This is a genomic window from Mycobacterium sp. TY815 (genome assembly GCF_030755135.1).
In the GTDB taxonomy this organism is placed as follows: Bacteria; Actinomycetota; Actinomycetes; order Mycobacteriales; family Mycobacteriaceae; genus Mycobacterium.
In genome coordinates, this window is sequence record NZ_JAUFRX010000002.1 from 138,181 (window position 1) to 158,129 (window position 19,949).

A 19,949-nucleotide genomic window follows, 5' to 3' on the forward strand; every position below is an offset into this window, starting at 1 on the left:
GTTATAGCGCTTTTCATGGCCTCGTCTGCGGGTGATTAGGCCACTGCGATTGTCGTGACCATAGGGTCCGGGTCACCTCGGATTGTAGGGCGTTTCACCGGCGACCGGCGGTTGTCTCTGACGACGGCCCGGCGCAGCACTCTTGAGCGCTGATTATGTTGCCGGGCAGCTGATTACATGGACCTCAGCTGCTGAGCCACCGCTTCGAAGGCGCGCAGGGTGGCCAGCATGTGCGGCTCGTGCGAATGCGCCTGCGTGGACAATTTGGCGGCCACCAGCTGCGCCGAGCGGTCGACGTAGATCATCTGACCGCACATGCCCAGGCACAGCACGACATTGCTGCCCGGACCGGGAAACCACATCTGGTTTCGGTACATGCCACCGGGCATCTCGTCGTTGTCGGGGTTCGCGGCGAACGCCTGCCGGGAATCGGGACCGCCCTCGAACGTGTCGGCGATCCACGCCGCCGGCAACACCTGCCGCCCGGTCAACGAGACGCCCTCGTGCAGAAACAGCGACCCGAACCGGATCATGTCGGTCAGGCAGGCGTTGACGCCCCCGTCGAAAAACCCCGTTCCCGCCGCGTCGACGCCGATGGTGGCGTCACGTTGAGCACCCAGGTGACTCCACAGCAACTCCGACATCAGCTCCGGCATCCGCGCAGCGCCGGCGACCTCGCAGATCCAGCCGAGCACATCGGTTTCGCACGAACGGTATTCGAACGGCCCACCATGGGGCGCTTTCCGGCGCAAGGTCAACAAGAAGTCCCGCAGCGTGGCGGGTGCGTCCGGACGGCTCCTGGGGGCCCACCCCATCGCCTGGTCGAGAAGGTGGATCTCCGCGGCCGGGTCGTCGTAGTTCTCCGAGAATGCGATACCGGACCTCATGTCCAGCAGATCGCGCACAGTGGCTCCGGCGTAGCCGGAATGCCCCAGAGCGGGAACGAATTCCGTGACGGGAGCGTCGAGCCGGATCGCACCGGCCTGGTGCAGCACGCCGAGGACGGCGGCCACCAGCGATTTACTCACCGAGAACAGCAGGTGCCGCGTCCGGGCCTGCATGCCGTCGAAGTACTCCTCGGTTACCAGGGATCCGCGGTAGGCCACCGCCCACCCGTCGGTGGCGGTGGCGGCCATCACCGCGCCGACGGTGGTGGCCGCCCCGGCCGTGCCGGGCACCGGGATGTCGGACAAGGGAGCACCGGCCATGGGCAACTCAGCCACCGGTCCGGTCCCGCGCGAGATGACCGCGGTCGGCACGAAGTCTTCGACGTGCTGGAACGACCACTTCGCGTACGGCGGCGCCAGCCAGTTGTCCAGTGCAATGCCCGGCGGGGCGCTCACGCTCGTGCGACGAGCCGAGAGACGATCGGCGCAGCGGGCGTCAGGGGCGTTGAGGTGAACTTCGCCTTCATTCCTTTGACCCAGCGCTGGCAGCGCTCGCTCAGCTGATAGTCATCGGTCTGCAGGTGGCCGCGGGTGACGAGCACGCCGAGTTGGGCACCCTCGGAACGCAAATCGCCGGGCGCCGCGACCCGCATGTAGAACGCCTCGGAGCCGTCGAGCAGGGTGGCCCAGTCGTTGGCGGTTCGCGCGAAGGAGACGCGACCGTCGTCGTCAATACGCCATACGCCGGTCCGCGGCGTCGCGGTGAAGATCTCGATTTCCGGCGAGGTCTCCGTGATGATCACCTGGCCCCAGACTTCGTCTTCGCCATAGCCCCGCTCCCAGCGCGCGTTGATCTCGTCGATGTCGAGTTCGTACTCCACATCCATGTACTCGAGCAGATGAAAGAGGAACAGCGGCATGTCGGCGTAAGCCTCAGTCGTGAGGTTTGTCATCGGGCTGGCGCCGCTGAGGCGGGGGTTCACCTCGCCGAGGTAGAGCTCGTCGGAGTCGAGGTCATGGAGCAGGTCCACTTCGAAATAGCCGACGTAACCCTCGCGGCGCATGACGTCGCCCAACTTCGTCACCATCTGACGCGCGGCGCGGGTCTGGGCCGGCGGCAACACCTCGTGCCAGATGTCATTGCCGCACCAGCTGCCCCGGCTCGGCGTCAGCTCCGAATAACCCACGAGACTCGTCATCGCAGGCCCGACCACGGTGCCGTGGCGGGTTACCGCACCCTCGAGGCACACCTCGACATTGCGGATGCGCTTCATGACTTTCAGTTCCTGCCCGACCAGATCGCCGGCGTGCTGGTCCCAATCGCGCTGACCGTGCACGAAGAACGTCCCACTGCCGGCGTTGCCGTACGCGATCGAGATGACGAGATCATCACCCAGCCCCGCGTTCTGCGCGAGCGTCAGCAATTCGTCATAGGAGCCGGCCCGTCCGATCGTGTTGGGCACGCTCGGGATACCCGCGTCGTTGGCCAGCCGCGTCATAACGATCTTGGAGCCGAGCCGCTCGCGCAGCTCGATCGGCGGATGCATGACCTCCAGCCCCGCCGCCCGCGCCTTCGCCTGGATCTCCTCATTCATCATCACAAAGCAGCACTTGCCGCCCGGGCCTTTACCTTCGATGAAGTCGAGCGTCTCGGGATCGGACAGCAGGTGGCTGCACACCTCGTCCATGGAGTCGAAATCACGGCGGTCTCGTCGCCGGGGCACGAACACGCGCGAATGGGTGCCCTCGAAAGCGTCGTAGTAGGTGAGATAGAAGAAGTTTCGGATCCAGCGGTCGACGCCCAGCAGGTTGAACGGCGTGGGCGAGATGAAGTACAGCGGCACGGTGTTGTTGTGAAAAAACGCGCGGACGTCCGAGAGACCGTTGAGCGGGCGACGCGGGTCGGGCGCTTGCGCACCGGTTGTCACATTCATGACGGCCACGATAGTGGCGACGTCCCGGCCGGGGGAGTGAACGGGGCTGCAGTGGCGCGGCGGCAGCCGCTGCGCTCACCCCGGGCGAACCCTCCGCGAGCGTGCGAGGTCGGGCTAGGTCAATTCGTGAGCGGAGACATACTTCGGCTCTTGTGGATCGATCCGGGTCGCCGGCCCCATCGCCGAAGTGAAATCCGACCACAACCGGACCGCTCTCACGAACCTTTGCGTGACCGGGACGGTTGAACGGTCGATCAGTTCGAGGAAATCAGCTGCCGCCAACCGAATTGCAGCCGGCCACATGTCGTTTCGAATTTGCGCCGCGGTGGGCTCGAAATCGACGCCGACCAACTCGCTGACGGGTGAGTCCGCGGTTGCAGCTTCGGCACGGGGACGCGGGTGCCACCGGGTCGAGCCGTGGGTGTGAGTCAGAACCAGTTCGCCGGCGTCAGATCCGACGGTGATGGCGTGCATCAGCCGGGCGTGGTTGTCGGGGTCAGTGGGACACAGTTCGTTCTGTATCAGCAGGTCCACGCTAACGTCGCCGAGGATGAGGCGTCCGGACACAAAAGGACCGGCACTGCGCTCGCCCGGGAAGGCCATTCTGGCCGGCGTCAGCGGGCCGATGACCATGCAGAGGATGGTGAACAAGGGATAGGCGACGTGGATCGACGATCGCGCGTGTACGTAACGGATCGGCGAGAGCCTATCGAGAGCCCTTGCGGCATAGACAAATTGGCGTACCGGCGCCAGGCGGCTGTAAAAATCGTTGACCGCGTACTGCACAGCATGAGATTTCGCGACCCGCAACAACGACAGGATTTCGTCGGCATGCACGGGCTGTTCCTGCATCACGTGGACGCCACGCGCCAGCAGCTGTTCGCTGATCCGCACGCCGTCTCCACCCACCACCCCCGAGCGCACCACCACGAAGGCGATGTCCGCATCCGGCAGATCCGCCACGTCCGTGCAGAGCGCTACGCCGAGGTTCCCGGCCAGTGCCGCCGAGGCCGGCGATCCGGTGGAGACCACCGCGATCAACTCAACAGGCGAATCGGCGGTGGCTAGAGCCTCGGCGTAGATCGCACCGAACGTCGCTCCCACCACGACGGCCCGAGGTCGCCGTCTTTCGGTCACAGCAAGCCTTCCTCGATCAGGGGTGGCACCGAATCGTCGACACAGGCTATCTCGACCCCGGGTACAGCTTCGGTCAAGAAGTCGAGCACCCGCTGCGGTTGCTCGATGCTGCAGAACGGCCGGACACCGGCCGTCATGCCGGTGACGTCCCGGGCGGCGAAGGCCGTCAACGCCCCGGTGACGCGATAGCTGTCCGGGCATGTGACTGCGACGGTGGTCGTTCCGGTGCTGCCGACGACGGCGAAATAGGGCTGCCGACCGAACAGATCCAGTTTGGCGGCCGCCAGCACACCGTCGAGATCCGCGCCGCGCTGGTCGTCGAGCGCCAGCAGCTGCATTGCCCGGGTGGTGTGCGTGCCGTCGAACACATTCAGCCACAACACATCACCGATGCCGAGCTGTTCGGCAACAGCCAGAGTCTCGGCATCAAGGTGTGGGCGCACCGTCGCCGAGGCGGAGAAATACGGCGCCGGGGCAGCGATCAGTTCAGCCCGGCCAACCCGCTCTACTACCCCGCCGCGCAGTGCGCAATTCGGGTGACTGAACGAATCGCCGAGACTGGCAAGGTATTCCAGCACCGATGCCGGCGTCAGTGGCTGCAACCCGCCACACCACACGGTGATGCCGGCGCACTCGTCCGGCCGGTGCGTGTCAAGCAGCCGAAGCACCAGGCCGGAAAGACCAGGCTGAACACCGGCCTGCAGCAATACCGGCACAGCGGGCCCGGACTCCGCGATACGGACAATTAACGCGTGGTCACCGCCCGGGTCGACGTAGGGCACTCCGGCGCCAATGACCGCACCCGCGACCGCCGCGCTGAATCGCTGTGAGGGTCCCGCGCAGTTGATCACCACGTCGCGGGTCCGTGCCGCGGCGGCAACGGCCGCGGTGTCGGTGACATCCAGTCGAATGACGTCAACCCGGTGCGCCGACGGGATGGACGCGGCGAGATCGCGCAGCCGCACCTCGTCGCGCCCGCCGAGCGTCACCGCCACATCGTCCTGTCGCGTCAGAATGTCGAGGCAGCTCGTCCCGACAGCGCCGGTGGCACCGAACAACAACGCCTTCACGTGCCGCCGGCCCAGGAATCGACCAGCAGCTTCGCGACAGATTGCGCATTCTCGCCGACCAGACAATCGAAATGCGTGCCGTCGATATCGGTTATCGTCAACTCTCCCAGGCAGTAATCGGCCCAGAATGCGGTCATGTCTTCCTGCAGCGTCGGCAGGAAGTGGATATCTCCCCGTTGACGCAGAAAGTGGATGTCGCCCAGAAACGGGTCCGCGGCGCCATGCACCACCGCCCGCAGGCTGTGGACGAAGATGCTTCGCAGCTCAGCCAGTGATTCGACGTCCCACGCCTGCCCCAGCGCCCCGGAGTCCGCAAGGCGCTTCAGCCGCGGCTCCCCCGGTTCCACGCTCCGCTGCAGGCACGCGGACAGCACGGGTTCGGCGACGCTGCGCAGGGCACCGGGCGGAATGACATCGACATACCGCGCCCGCGCCCGACTGAAAGCGCCGCGCACGGCTTCGTTGTCGACCTCCATGCCGAGGCTCGCCGGCGCCACACCCAGAATCTGCGCGAAGCAGTAGTCGAGAACGTCGTCGTCCTGCACATCAATGGGCACCCGGTAGGAACTGACGACCGTCACGGTGCCGACGGCGACGCCTGCCTCCTCCAGGCGCTTGGCCATCTCGGCGGCCAGTAATCCACCCATGCAGTAGCCGAGCAGGTGAACTTTCCTGGGCGCCAGCGCGATGATCGGTTCGCTATAACGGGCCGCCAGGGTGGTGAACAATGCCACGGGCTCAATGGTCGAGTAGCCGTCGCCCGGGACCCTGCGCAGTCCGTACAGATCCGGCACCCGGTCACCCGCGGCCAGCAGGTGCGGTGTCAGGTGGTCGTAGGGGGTCAATCCGCCGCTTCCGTCGTGCACACAGACCGCGATCTCGGTCTCCGGGGTAAAGCCTTGTCCCGCACCGAGGTACACCAGCGGTGAGCCGGCACCGCCGGCCGCCGGGTCCGCCCCGTCCGGCGCCGAAGACGTGCCGGGCCGCTGCACCGCGTCGGCCGCCGCACCCAGGGTGGGATTGGACACCATCGCGCGCAGCAGATCGTCCCAGGCCAGGCCGGCGGCTTCGGTGATCTCGCGACGGATTCTGCCGATCGCTTGAGCCATCAGCAGCGAATCTCCCCCCAGGGCGAAGAAGTCCGAGCTGGGCGAAATCTGACTGACGTCCACTCCCAGTACCGACGACCAGATCTGGGCAATGCGGGCTTGCATCTCGTCCAGGTTCAGCTGCTGCCCACCCACGGCGCTGCCGCCCGCGCGGGCAGCGAAGCGGAGCGCCTGCAGTTCTGCGGTCACCGCAGCCCGGTCGATCTTGCCGTTGGCCGTGATCGGCAGCGTGGGCAGCGAGATCAGTTGCTGCGGAACCATATAGCTCGGCAGCAGCCGTCGGGCACCCTCGATCAACTCCGTGGGCACTAAGACGCGGGCCCCGGACGCTGAATCACACCAGAACACATGCTGACCGAGCAATGCCAACGGATGATCGGGCGGCGGGAAACTGGTGACCTCGCCGAAGGGTGAGCGCCGCAGCGCATCCTCCCACTGTGCGTAGCTGAGAAATGCCGAGTTCGTTCCCGCCCGGGCATCGGAAAAGCCGTGCAGCCCTTCCTTGAACTCCATCGAAATCATCAGCGGGTGATTGACCGCTGTGGCGTCGATAAAGACCAATGACCCGCCAGGTGCCAGCAGTCGGTGCAACGCGCCGAGCGCATCGTCGATGTTCACCGCATTGTGCAATACGTTGGCGCAGACGATGACGTCGAACGAGGCGGGGGCGAAACCCTGCACCGCAGCCTGCCGATTGATGTCGAAGAGTCGATAGTCGATAAAATCGTGCTCCGCGAACAGGTTTCGGGCCCGGGCCAGGAAGAAGTTCGACACGTCGGTGAAGACGTAGTGCACGGGATAGGGCGCAAGCGCGGTGATGAGCCCCGCGCTGGTGCCGCCCACCCCGGCGCCCACCTCCAGGACGCGCAGGGGCCGCCGCGGAGTCGCCTGACTGTTGCGGGCGGCACGCGCGGTAAGGCCGGACACCACGAGTTGATTGGTGTATCTGCTGACCAGGTTGTCCCGGTAGGCAGCCGTCGCGGTGTCGACGGTGCCCTCGGGAAAGAGCAACTGCAGGGGATCGACGGTGCCTGACAACAATCCGGGCAGATGGTGGATGCATTCGCCCACATAGGCCAGCAGGTCGTCGCCGTAGTCGACCTCCGCTCCTAACTCGCGTACCCGCTGCCACTGCGCTTCACAATCGGAAAGTTCGGATTTCTCAACAATTTCCAGGTGCGATCCGGTGTGCATTGTCACTCGGCCGTCATCAACCAGCGCGTCGAGCCAGCGCCGGAGCAGGCGCTGCAGACGTTCGGGCAGCGACAAACGCTGGGCCAGTTCACTCACCGTGACGCGCTCACCAGGAGGTACCGCCGAGCCCAGCGCCGCGCACATGCTCGACAGCGCGGCCTCGCGCGCTGCGGTACCGAAGGCGAGCAGCTTCTCGATTTCCAGACCCTCGGTCTGGTGCCGGTGGACCTTGTTCAGATCGCGGAGCACTTCATCTGCGGCGCAACGCCGCTCGGTGAGCTCGTCGGGACCTGCGGCATCGGGGACCACCGCGGCGGCCAGGATCCGGTCATGGGGTGCGCCGCCGACAGCAGCACTCACCGCGGCGTGTACACCGGGCAGGTCCGACAGTGCCGCGTCCACTTCCGCCAATTCGATGCGGTGGCCCCGGATCTTGACCTGGTTGTCCCGGCGGCCGAGCAGTTCGATCACACCCTCGTCGGTGACTCGGCCGTAATCGCCGGTCCGGTACAGGCGGGCACCGGATACGGGATGGGTGATGAACGCCGCCGCGGTACGGGCGGGGTCGCCGAGATACCCCTGGGCAAGGCCCACTCCCCCGATGTGGATCTCACCGACCTGCCACGTGGCCGCCGGTTCGCCACGGTGGGTCAGGACATGCACGCTCTGATTGCGCATGGCCGTGCCGTACGGGACGCTGCGCGCATACCGGCGGCTGTCCAATTGGTGGCAGATCGACCAGATGGCTGCCTCGGTGGCACCACCGAGGCTCAACATCGAAGCTCCCGGCGCGAAGGCGGCGATCTGCCTGGGTTGGGTCACCGGAATCCAGTCACCGGACAACATGATCCGCCGCAGCGCGGGCAGCGTCTGCCTTCCCTCAGCCTGGTCCAGCAGCAGTTGCATCTGCGCTGGGACCGAATTCCAGACAGTGACGCCGTGGGTGACCATTGCGTCCAGCCAGGACAGCGGATTGTTGCGCTCGCTGCCTGCGGCAAACACGACGGCACCGCCGACGGCCAGTAAGCCGAAGATGTTGTACACCGACAGATCGAAAGTGTGCTGCGACACGGCCAGCACCGAGTCACTCGCACCGATACCGAGGCGATCGTTCACATCGTCGACCGTGTTCACCGCGGCACGGTGACTCACCATGACTCCCTTGGGAGTTCCGGTCGAGCCCGATGTGAAGATCACATAGGCCGTGTCATCCGACGACGGGGCCGTGGGCTGCGGCTCATCGGCGGCCCGGGGCGACCACGTCGCCGGATCTGCAAGCATCTCGTCGATGGGCCCGCCCGGCTGACACAATGCGGCCAGCGAACATTGCTCGGCGATCTGCGCGATCCGGTGATCCGGCCACATCACGTCGAGCGGCACGTAGGCCGCGCCGGCCAGCACGGTGCCGAGGATGGCCGCCACCTGACGCCGCCCTTCCGGCAGGCGGATCCCGACGTAATCCCCGACGCCGACATCGGACAGCTGCGCTGCGACCGCACGGGCGGCGGCCAGCAACTGGCCGTACGTGGTGGCCTCGTCGCCGTGCCGGATAGCCACCGCGTCCGGCGTCTGCGCCGCGTGGCGCAGAAAGCCGGCATGGAGCAACGCCGCGTCGTCAGGCTCAGGCATCGACGCTGATTCGGGTGCCACGGCCGGCAGTACGGGGCGATCCCAGGCACCGGCGTCCGCGCTCAACGTCTGCAGCACATCCCGAAAATCGGCGAAGGCTCGGTCGAGCACCTCGTCGCTTATTCCCCCGTCGCGGCTGTCCCAGTTGATCTCACAGCCGCCGTCGATCTCGAAAATCTGGCAGTCCAGCAACACCTGAGGTGTCTGGCTCAGCCCGCGGCCCGGTATCGGTCGCAGGAAGGATGCGTTGGCTCCGAGGTCCTGCTGGGCCGCAGCACCCAGGGTCGACGTCAGCACCACCGGTGAGTGCTCACCCCGGTTCTCATCGCTGCGGGCAAGCATGCGGGCCACCTCCACGCCGCTGACGCCGGCGTGGTCCATGTCCTCGAACAGTCGCGCCCCGATCCTCCGCAGCAACTCACCGAAGGTGCGCTGCCCACGCACGTCGACTTCCAGAGCACTGGTACCGGTGAAGTCACCGACCAGCCGACCCACCGATGCAGCGAACGGGTACCGGGCCATCGTGGTCAGCGTCAGCAGGAAGTGGTCACGGTCGCCGTAACGGCCCAGCACGGTGCTGAACGCCGTCGTCATCGCCACGCTCGCCGTGGCGCCACGGGCGGTTGCGTGGCGAGTGAAAGCGGCGAACTGCTCAGCCGACAGCCGAATCGCGCGCCGTGTGAAGGTGGGCGCGAGCGTTTCCGCGGAGCCGGCGTCCGCCGGCGGGATCGGCAGCGAAATCGGCGGCGGAAGCTGCTCGAGTCGGGCCTGCCAATAGTCCAGGTCTCGTTGCCGGCGCGTCGATCCCGCGACCGAGTCACGGTGCCGAGTGACGTTCAGCAGGTAGTCACGAAAGCTGAAATCAACTGGCGGGGGCGCGTATTCGGGGTCCAGCAGGCACTGCCCAAAGTCCGTCATGAGGATGAAGATGCTGACGAAATCGGCGATCAGCAGATCCACCGACACGTGCACCACGCTGTCGTGCGGACCGATGGTGACCACGATGTCATACATCGGGCCCTCACCGAGTGGGTAGGTGCGATTGCGAAGTTCCTCGGAGGTCCGGGCGCGCACAACGGCTATCTGCTGCTCGTCGGGGCTCTCGTGGACCGCCAGGCCATCCGGAAGATCGGGGCAGATGACCTGGTATCCGTCTGGATGCACCACGCAGCGCAACATGTCGTGGGTGTCCACGACCTTCCGCCAGGCCGACCGATACGCTTGTGCGCCCGGCCTCGCGATGCCGTGATCGACGGCGAACTCCGCATAGCCGTGGCAGCCGACGCCGCCCCAGCGAAATGCCGAGGTGCGTCCCAGCGAATACGCCGCCTGCACGTCGGTCAGAGGGAAAGGCTCGAAGCGGTCCTGCGGCGCCCGCACCAGCTGCGCCTCGCGGGTCAGCTCCGCGATGAGATCTGTTTTGGCGGCGGATAACTGGGCTTTGAGTGCCGCATCGAGTACGCCCTGCGGCGCCCGGAAGCGCAGGTTCTCGCCGTCCACCCAGAGGCGCACCCCGATGCGTCGCATGTGGGCGATCAGGTCCGCCGCACTCATAACACACCCTCTTCGAAGTCGACGTCGTCGCCGGGCGCCTGATCACCCTCGCTCACGGTGGCCGCGGTCGCGAGTGCGGCGGCGAACTCGCCGAGTACCGGGCGCTCGAACAACAGTCGCAGTGTCGCAGTGGCCGATACCTCCCGGCTGAGTTGCTCCACCACTCTGGTAGCAGTAGCCGAATCGCCACCCAGCAGAAAGAAGTTGTCGCCCGGTTCGACCCTGGGCAGACCCAGCGCGCCGGCACACACTCGCAAGACCCGATCGACGAACTCATCCCCGGTTCCGGGCGATTGAGCTGCGGAGGCAGGCACAGCCAGGGCGCTCACCAGGCCTTCGACCATCAGATCGAGGTAACGCCGAGCGTCGGTCGTCGAAATCGCTTGCGTAACAAAGTCCCACGAGAGAGCCAGCGCGCCGGAGCGCTCCCACATCTGGAAGTCCAGCACCGTCTGCGGGGTTTGCGAGAGGCCATAGACCAACTCACCGAACTCGAATGATGACCGGCTCGACGTATCCACCAAGCCGAGTCCGCTGGTGAATACCACGGGATACACCGCTTGTCCCGGTATGCCGTGGTGACGCAGCAACTCGCGCTGCAGCCAGACCGCGTCTGCGGAACGATGCGGAAGGTCGGTCAGCAGTTGCCGCTGCAGGCGGCGGGCCTGTTCCCATATCGACACGCCCGGATCGATACGGCACTCCAGCAACAGCAGGGAGGTGAAATCGCCTATCACGTCTGCGATTCCGGGAACGTCGGGATCGCGGTCGAAGAGGGTGACGTTGACGCAGAAATGCGTGGCGCCGGCCCACTGCGCCAGCACTCGCGCGTAGTGGGCCAGCAGGAACGACGCCGCCGTGACACGCTCCGAGCGGCACCGCCGGGTGATCCTCTGCCAATCATCCTGCGGAACAACGGCGGTTGCCCGCTCGAACGTCGGCTTGTCGATGTCGAGGAGCAGCCCCATGTCGGCCAGTTCCGGCGCGCGCGGCAGCGACGGCAGGCGCGAGCGCCAGTAGTCGCGGCTGGCCGCCAGCGCGGGCAGCACCGACTCGTCCGCGTCCGGCCACAATTCGGGGTGGCTACCGACATACCGCGCGAAAGAGGTGCGCAACGTGGGCAGTTCGTCAGGACTTCCGTTGCGGTAGAGGTAGTCGAGTTGCCCGAGGGCGATCATCATGCTGGTGCCGTCCAGCATGATGTTGTCCATGCTGATGCCGACCGTGGTCCTGCCGTCTTCGGCCGTCTCGATCCCGACATCGATACCGGGTCGCGTGAGGAGGTCGATGACCTGGTCGCGCATCCGCGCGCGCACGTCGGCACAGTCAGAGATCACGGGTTCGATGGGCGCCGAGTGGACCACGGCGCGGCGGGCCGAGGGCCCCCCGGTCACGGTGGTGCGCAATCCGGGGTGATACGAGATAAGTTGACGCACAGCCGATTCGAACCTCGGTCGGTCGAGGCTAGTCGCTTCGAACTCGAAATAGCAGTGTGCCGCAACGCCGCTGAGCAGGAAACCACCCTCCCGCCCAGCCAGATACGCCTGCTGGACGACAGTGAGGGGGTACTCGTTGTCGTCGAGGGCCTGCGCCGCGCTCACTACCGGCTGCGGTACACCCGGGGCGCCGGCTTGTGCGGCCAACTCACCGAGAACCGGATAGTTGAACAGGTCGACAAGAGCCAGCCCGGTGAAGCCGGCGGCCCGCAGATCGGCATAGACGCGGGTGGCTACCAGACTGTCGGCGCCAAGCAGGAAGAAGTCGTCGTCAGCGGTGGGCATGGGAATGTTCAGGTGCCGCTGCCAGATACCGCCAATCATGGCCAGCGCCGCCTCGTCGAGCGGACGATTTGGCACCGGCGCCGATGGTGCGGAGCGGGCGCGTGGGGCCCGCCGCACCGGCGTGCCACCCGCTCGGCGGGCGATGATGATCAGACCCGGACCGTCCTGCGTCATCTGCGCCGGTTGCCAACCGTGCTGGGCCACGAAGCGCCACCACTGGTCGGCCGCTAACAGTGAGTCCGATTCAGGCGCAAGCAGATCGGGGTTGAGGACTGCCGCGCTGGCCAGGGTCGCCGCGGTGATCTCACAGTTCTCGGCGATCCAGAGCCACCCGCCATCTGAGACCGTGAGGGCCTCGAGCACAGGCCCCGCGTCTTCCAGCTGATGCAAGGAACCACAACAGATCACCACGTCGGCTTCCGTAGCCGCCAGCTGCTCGGCGGCCGCGAGGTGTCGTGTGGGCGCACCGATGTGCCTGCCGGCGGCGATCTCCGCGAGCACCGCATTGGGTTCGAAGCAGACGTACTCGTCGACCACCGCGCCGACCGTCTCGGCAATGCGCTGGGAAATCAAGCCGGTACGGGAACCCACTTCGGCGATGCGCAGCCGCCTTCCCAGCCGGCGGGCGTGGGTGAAGATCCGTTCGGCAAGATCGTCGAACGCTTCCCGCATGCGGTCCTCGGCGAGCAGCATCGCTTCCGGCGCTAATTGCGGATCCCCGACCAGCGTGCGTGCCGATGCCGCCCCGGTGACGATGTCGGCCAGTCTGCGCGCCGCGCGTTGGGTATCCGGACCGCCCGCCGCACCGTTCCCTCGCTGCTGCCACCGACGGAACAGGGGCACGTACTCGGGACGGACGCGGCCGGGGTCGCACAGGTTCGCCGCCGCGGCGATCACTGCGCTCGCCCAGCCCGCGTCAGAAGGCTGCTCGGGCAGGTCCCGCCCGCGGGATGTGGGCACCACCGCGCCCGTGCGCCCGGCGTAGCGGCACACCGCCTGTTCGAACCGCGCGAAGGCGGCGGTCAGTGGTTCGTCGTCGATGATGCCTTGGGCCGTGTCCCAGCTGACCCGAATGCCGCCGTTGTCGTCCTCGACCTGGCAGTCCAACCACACTCCGGGAGTCTGGGTCAAAGTGCTGACCTTCGACAGTTGCGCCGTCCAATACGGGGCGAGACCAACCGTGCTGGTGAACACGACCGGGTAGCCCGGCGACCCGGCGGCCCGCAGCGTGGCCAACAGTCCGGTCGCGTCACTGTCGTCGGAGACCGCGCGCCACAGTTCGGCCTGAGCGGCGGTGACCGCGTCCGGCGAGCCCGGCTGAACCTCGCCGTAGTCAACCTCGCACAGCGCCAGTCGGGTGAAGTTGCCCAGCACTTCACGCTCAACGGGTGCGTAGGCCGGGCGGTGGGTCTTGGGGACTACGACCGCGAATCGCTCCCCGGCACCTATCGAGGCAAGCGCATCGGTGAAGGCCTCGAAAACCAAGGCGGTTGGTGTCGCCCGTAGTTCCGCTGCGCGATCGCGCAGTGCTCTCGCCTCATCGGGCCCCAGAGAGAAACTCGACCGCTCGAAGATCACCCGGGCCGGGGGACCGGCCGGGTGGGCCGCCACCGGCAGCGTCGGGGCCGCCACGCTGTAATCCTGGCTCTCCCCCCGGTCGCCGCCCTGCCTTTCGGCGGCGAAGCGCGCGAACACGTCAGCCGTGACATCGACGTCGAGAAGCCGCGGCGTCTGCTGGTAGTCGGCGATGACGGTCGCGAGCACCGTCGCCAGGCTGCGGGCGTCCAGGCTCAGGTAGTTGATCAGCAAACCGACGTACCGCGACGAACCCGTCAGCGCGAAACACTGCACAACCGGCACCGTCCGCGGATCGAACACCGCGCCGGCCATGTGTTCCATCAGGGCCTCGGGGCCGACGCCGGCGACGACGTTGACCGCCACCGGCGGGGCGTCGCTATGCACACGCTGATGGGTGTCGTCATCCAGCGCGCAGCGCAATACCGCGAACTCCGCCACACAGGCACTGACGACGTCGCCGAAGCGGTCGAGTTCGACACGGCCGCCGAGCCCCTCGGCGGCCAGAACGATCGCAAAAGATGTTGGCGCAACAGAGGTTCCGTGCAGACCAGCACTGCCGAGCACGTACGCTTGCTGCAGCCGGGTGAGCGGGAATGCCTCATCCCCGAGCAGCATGGGGCCGGCAGGCTCGCCGTCATGCGGTTGCGCGCCGACCAGGCAGACCGAACTGAATTCGCCGAGCGTCTGACGACCGAGCAGCTGCCCTACGGTGGCGCCCTTCACTCCCTTGCGTTTCAGCAGGGCGGCTACCTGCGTCGCACGCAGACTGTCACCGCCATGGGCGAAGAAATTGTCGGTCCGGCTCGTGATAGCGGTGCCCAGCACCTCCGACCAGACTTGGGCGACCAACCTTTCGACCGCGTTGAGGTCGGCGGCCGGCTGTCGATCCCTACCCGAGCGGGCAAACTCCTCCAGTTCCGTTGTCACCCAGCGGCGATCGATCTTGCCGTTCCCCGTGAGCGGCAGCTCCGAGCAGGGCATGATCACTCGCGGAATCATGTACTGCGGCAGACGTTCTGCCAGGTACTCCCGCAACTCGACAGCCTCGGCATCGGTGAACTCCGCGACACCGAGATCACCAACGAGGATGGCTCCCAGCGCCGTATTGCCCTGAATCGGCACCACTGCCGCGTTCTCGACCACCGGATGCTCGCGCAGCACGTGCTCGATCTCACCGCACTCCACCCGGTGGCCGCCGATCTTGACCTGTGAATCGATCCGGCCCAGGAACTGCAAGGTCCCGTCGTGCCAGTAACAGCCCAGATCACCGGTTCGATACCAGCGGATTCCGTTCTCGTCCAACACAAATCGCTCGGCGGTCAATTCCGGGTCGTGGTGATACCCCTGCGCGACGCCTGCTCCACCGATCCACAACTCACCCGCCACATAGTCGGGTCGGTCGCGTCCGTCGTTGTCGACGACCCGGAACATCTGGTTGCACAGCGGGTATCCGTACGGCACCGACACCCATTCAGGATCGAGATCGGCATCCGGCGGTAGCACGAACTCGTTCGACCAGATCGCGGCCTCGGTAGCACCGCCCATGGCGACCAGGCGCGCCCGGGGCGCGGCATGATGCAGCCGCTTCGGCATATCTAACGGAATCCAGTCACCGGAGAGGAACACCGACCTCAGGCTCGGCAGCACATCGCGGCCTCGACCCGCGGCGATCAACAGCATGTCCAGCAGTGCGGGAACCGAATTCCACACCGTAACCACAAATTCGTTGACCAGCGTGGCCCAGTGGAACGCGTCGCGGCGGGACTGCTCGGAGATGGTCACCATACTTGCACCGCAGCTGAGCGGACCGAAAATATCGTAGACGCTGAGGTCGAAATCCAGTGCCGATACTGCGAGCACCACATCAGTCGCGCCAATCCCGTTGCGGCGGTTGACGTCCACAATGGTGTTCAATGCCGCCGCATGCGACATCAGGACACCCTTGGGTTCACCGGTGGACCCTGATGTGTAGATCACGTAGGCCGTGTCGTCCGGATCGACGCGAACCGGCTCCGCCGCCACGCAGTCGATCATCGACTCGATGTCGTGGATCAACAGAGCCGCGGAGACACTGCCGCAGTGGGTCTCTTTCGAGCGAATCAGCCCCGACATCCCGGAGATGCTGCAGATTCTGGCGAACCGGTCTGCGGGCTGGTCGACTCCGACCGGGAGGTAGCTGCAGCCCGCCATCAACACTCCGAGTGCGGCCACCACCTGGGCGGGCCCCTTGGGCAGCTGTATGCCGACAATCGAACCAGGGGCGTGTCGTTGAATCAGCACTCCCGCGACACGACGAGCGTGCTCATCGAGCGCACCGTAAGCCAACTGCGGCTGCAGGTTGGCGATAGGGTCACGGTAGGTTCCATCGTCGAATTCGCCTGCCGTCCAACGCAACGCAACTTTGGCCGGATCGCTGCGCGCCTGTTCGCGAAACGCATCGAAGAGCAAACCCGCCGGCCGCGCCGCCGTCGTGGCATTGCGCCGCTGCCGTACCAGCTGAGAATGGTGCGGGAGTTCGATGGCCGCCGGAGTCGACCAGTCATGGCTGCCGAGAGCTTCCAACAGACCGACGTAGGCGTCGAACATGTCCGTGACAACGCCGGCGGGAAAGCAACCCGCTCGGTAATCCCACGACACGACGAGGTTGTCGCCCACGACCCCCACCTGGTTGTCGATCAGCACCTGCGGAGTCATCGACGACACGTGACTGACGGCACCGAGAGTCTCGACATCCCGCGTGGGCAGGACCGTGGTCTCCCCCGCATAGGTGAACACCACCGGCGCCATACCGCTGTGTCCGGTACCGGCTCTCAACTGAGCCGCGAGCAGTTCGGCGGACTCGGGTGCGGCCAGGGCCAACCGCAGCCCCTGCTGAGCACCGTGGACCAAATCGAGAACGGTGGTCGGCTCCGGCAGCGCGCATCGGTAGAGATGGGTTCGGGTGAAATCGCCGACCACATCCGGTATGCCGGGCGGGCGCCCGAACGTGGTGACGTTGACCAGAAAATCCTCGGCGTTGCTCCAGTGCCGCAGCACCAGAGAGTAGGCGGCCAGAAACGCCGCTGCGCGGGTGACGCCGTGCGCCCGGCAGCTTTCGTCCAGTCTCACCATCGCGGTGGTACTCAGCGTGTGTTGCCGGCGCCGGAACGCAATCTCGCGCTCTTCGGTCCGTGGCAGCTGCGGGCATTCGGGGAGCGGTTCCACCGAGCTCGTCAGCAGCGCCGAAGCGGACTGGACTGCGCTCCCCCGGTCGCCCAAGTATGTTGGCAATGGCGGCAATTCGTCGCCCCGGTACAGCGCGGCCAGGTCGCTCAGAATGATCCCGATACTGGTCAGGTCGGCAATGATCAAGTTGATCGCGAAGTGCAGGACGCAACTCTCAGGTAACCGGGTGAGTTCGACTCGCCACGTGTCACCCGTTTCGATGTCAAAGTGGTGCGTGCGCAGCCTGGTGCGTACCTCGTCGAGGTGAAGTCTGTGCTCGGTGCCGGCACCGCGGGTCAGATCGTGCACCGGCACCGGAGAATGCAGATTCTCCGGGGCGATGTGAGCGCGCTCAGGGTCGGGAAACGTGCTGCGCAACATCGGATGTCGACGCACCAGCGCGTCGAGCGCCGCGTTGAGACGCTCCGGGTCGATCGCGGCTCCGCTCAGTTCGAAGTAGGTTTGACAGCCCACGCCGCCCAGCGGCTGCTCGGTGCTGCGGCCGATCCAATAGGCGCGCTGCAGCGCTGTGGTTGCGAAGGTGTCGGACGCCTCGTCGGCCCGGACGGGCGGTTGGCTGATTGGAGCGGCATCGAAGAGCTGCTGCCAGTGGCGCAGCGCCGGTTCGGCGTACAACTGACCGAAGTCCAGATGCCGTGACCGCGTGAGGGCCCATTCGACAACCTGCGCGGTCATCACCGATGTCAGGCCCAGTGCGATCAGATCGGAGTCGCTGTCGAGGTCATGCACATGAATGCCGAGCAGGGCCGCAACGCACTCGGCCAGCTCGGTCGCCGGCGGGCGCGCGTGCGACGGACCAGAAGCGATCGATGCCTCATAGACGACCTCGAATCGTCCGGACTCGAGCATCCCCAGAGCCTTGCGCCGCCTGATTTTCCCGGACGTCGTTCTGGGCAGCACGCGCGGACGGACCCAGATGATGCGTTCCGGCGCGGTCTGATGCGCCGACAGAATCCGCCGTCGCAGCACCCGACTGATGTCGCCCAGATCTTCGGCGGGATCCGCGGTTTCCGCGATCAGCCACCAGCTGTCGGATGCCTCGGGCTGGACGGCGCAGGCGCCGCCGCTGTCCACTCCGCAGCGCGATTCTTCGACGGTCGACTCGATGTCGTTGGGGAAGTAGTTGCCGCCGCCCACAATGATCAGATCGCGATAGCGACCGCAGATGTAGAGCTCGCCGCTGCTGAAGAAACCCGCGTCCCCGGTTCGCAGATAAGGTCCCGCGCCGTCGGAGGTGGTGGCTCCGAAAATCTCGGCCGTCGCCTCGGGCCTACGCCAGTAACCGTCCGGAAGTCCGCTGCCTCCTACCCAGATCTCGCCCACCTCGCCGTCGGGGACGACCGTACGGCGCTCGGGATCGACGATCCGCACGTCCCATCCCAGCGTGCTGTCGCCACAACTGACCAGCGTCCGGGTGCGCCGTGCCTCAGCCGACGACGAAACCTCTACCGCGCGTCCACGATTGAGCTGCTCGGAATCGAAGCTTGCCTGCACCCACCGGCGCGGCTTGAGGGTTCCCGCGACGCCGAGGCCGGCCTCGGCCAGACCGTATTGTGGCACCAGAACGTCGTCTCGCAGACCGGCCGATCGAAATTTCTCCACGAAACCGCTCAACGTGGTCGGGCGCACCGGCTCTGCTCCATTGGTGGCCAGGTGCAGGCAGGAGAGATCCAGAGCGGCCACCGCCGCGTCGTCGAACGCATCGATGCAGAGTCGGTAAGCGAAGTCCGGCCCGGCGATCCAGTTCCCGCGTACGCGATCGACCGTTTCCAGCCAGATTCGCGGGTTGCGCACGAAATCGAATGGCGGGATGAGCGTGGCACTGCCGCCGGTTGTCAGCGCCAGCATCACGCCCCAGAAGATGCCCATGTCGTGATAGAGCGGCAGCCAACTGACGGTGTGGATGTCCTCATTGCGGTTCCACATCGCATCACCGCACACGCGTTGGTACATGACCGACTCATGGGTGTTGACAATGCCTTTCGGTTCTCCGGTGGAGCCCGATGTGTACTGCAGGAACGCGATGTGCCCGACGGGCGACGCAGGACCGGCCGCCGGCCGTTGCGCGTCCTGGGCCTCGGAGTCCGGCGTGCGCAGGGCAAGACCACCCAAGGCGGGATCACGTCCGATCACATCGACGAGTTCGGCGCTGGTGTACACGGCAGCGGGTTCGCAGTCCTGCAAAATATGGTGAGCTCGGCGCAGGAACCGTTCCGGGGCGTCGGCAGCGGGCAGATACAACGGCACCGGAATGAGTCCGGCCTCGAGTGCCGCGAGAAATCCGGCGACATAGTCGCCATCGCCGGCTTGCGCCATCACCAATCGCGAACCGGGTAGCAGGTCGGCGAAGGCACCGTCGCGGATCTGACTCACCCGTTCCCACAACCGCCGGTAGGACCACACGTCCGTGCCGTCCGTCTGGACCATGCGCAGCGCGACCGCCTCGGGGCGTCGACGAACCCAATCCGCGATCACCTCGTTGATGCGGAGACCGCCGATCGGTCCCCGTAGCCGGTTCTGCACGAACTGAGCCCTTTCGGTTTCGGGCGTCGCCATCCCAGTCACCGAGGATGCAACCTCAATATTGCTCCGGTCCCGGTGGACTCCGTTGTTTGCCCCAGCGCTGGTTATCGCAGGAGGTTCGGTCGTCATGGCATTGAAACCCTTCCCACTGACGAATCCTCCGACACGACCAAGCAAGGTTTGACAAACCTCAGCGCTAGAGGCAATTTATAACATGAAAATCATGTTCATTAAGGCCGTTCCTGCAAACGATGTGCAACACGGGCGCTTCAGCCTAGCGCTGCCGAGCAGCTCCGCGGCAGGCTCAGAGGGACAACAGCAACGACGC

At 66.0% G+C, this 19,949-nt stretch carries 6 protein-coding genes; all 6 read right to left on the minus strand.

Annotation, left to right across the window (positions count from 1 at the left end):
* Positions 1 to 173 precede the first annotated feature (173 nt).
* Complete coding sequence (locus QXK92_RS20360; RefSeq protein ID WP_306244670.1) at positions 174 to 1,343, minus strand: serine hydrolase; 1,170 nt, start codon at positions 1,341 to 1,343, stop codon at positions 174 to 176.
* Positions 1,340 to 2,821 (minus strand): biotin carboxylase, encoded by a 1,482-nt coding sequence (locus QXK92_RS20365; RefSeq protein WP_306244671.1) that lies wholly within the window; start codon positions 2,819 to 2,821, stop codon positions 1,340 to 1,342. Before QXK92_RS20365 ends, QXK92_RS20360 begins: the two co-directional genes overlap by 4 nt.
* A gap of 114 nt (positions 2,822 to 2,935) precedes the next feature.
* On the minus strand, positions 2,936 to 3,958 hold the full coding sequence (locus QXK92_RS20370) for a Gfo/Idh/MocA family oxidoreductase (RefSeq protein ID WP_306244672.1): 1,023 nt from the start codon (positions 3,956 to 3,958) through the stop codon (positions 2,936 to 2,938).
* A complete protein-coding gene (locus tag QXK92_RS20375; RefSeq protein WP_306244673.1) occupies positions 3,955 to 5,028 on the minus strand; it encodes a saccharopine dehydrogenase NADP-binding domain-containing protein in 1,074 nt (357 codons plus the stop codon). Before QXK92_RS20375 ends, QXK92_RS20370 begins: the two co-directional genes overlap by 4 nt.
* On the minus strand, positions 5,025 to 10,514 hold the full coding sequence (locus tag QXK92_RS20380) for a non-ribosomal peptide synthetase (protein WP_306244674.1): 5,490 nt from the start codon (positions 10,512 to 10,514) through the stop codon (positions 5,025 to 5,027). The genes QXK92_RS20375 and QXK92_RS20380 overlap by 4 nt, the downstream gene beginning before the upstream one ends.
* Positions 10,511 to 19,654 carry a non-ribosomal peptide synthetase gene (locus QXK92_RS20385; RefSeq protein WP_306244675.1) on the minus strand — a complete coding sequence of 3,048 codons (9,144 nt, stop codon included), beginning with the start codon at positions 19,652 to 19,654 and terminating at the stop codon, positions 10,511 to 10,513. Before QXK92_RS20385 ends, QXK92_RS20380 begins: the two co-directional genes overlap by 4 nt.
* Positions 19,655 to 19,949 lie beyond the last annotated feature (295 nt).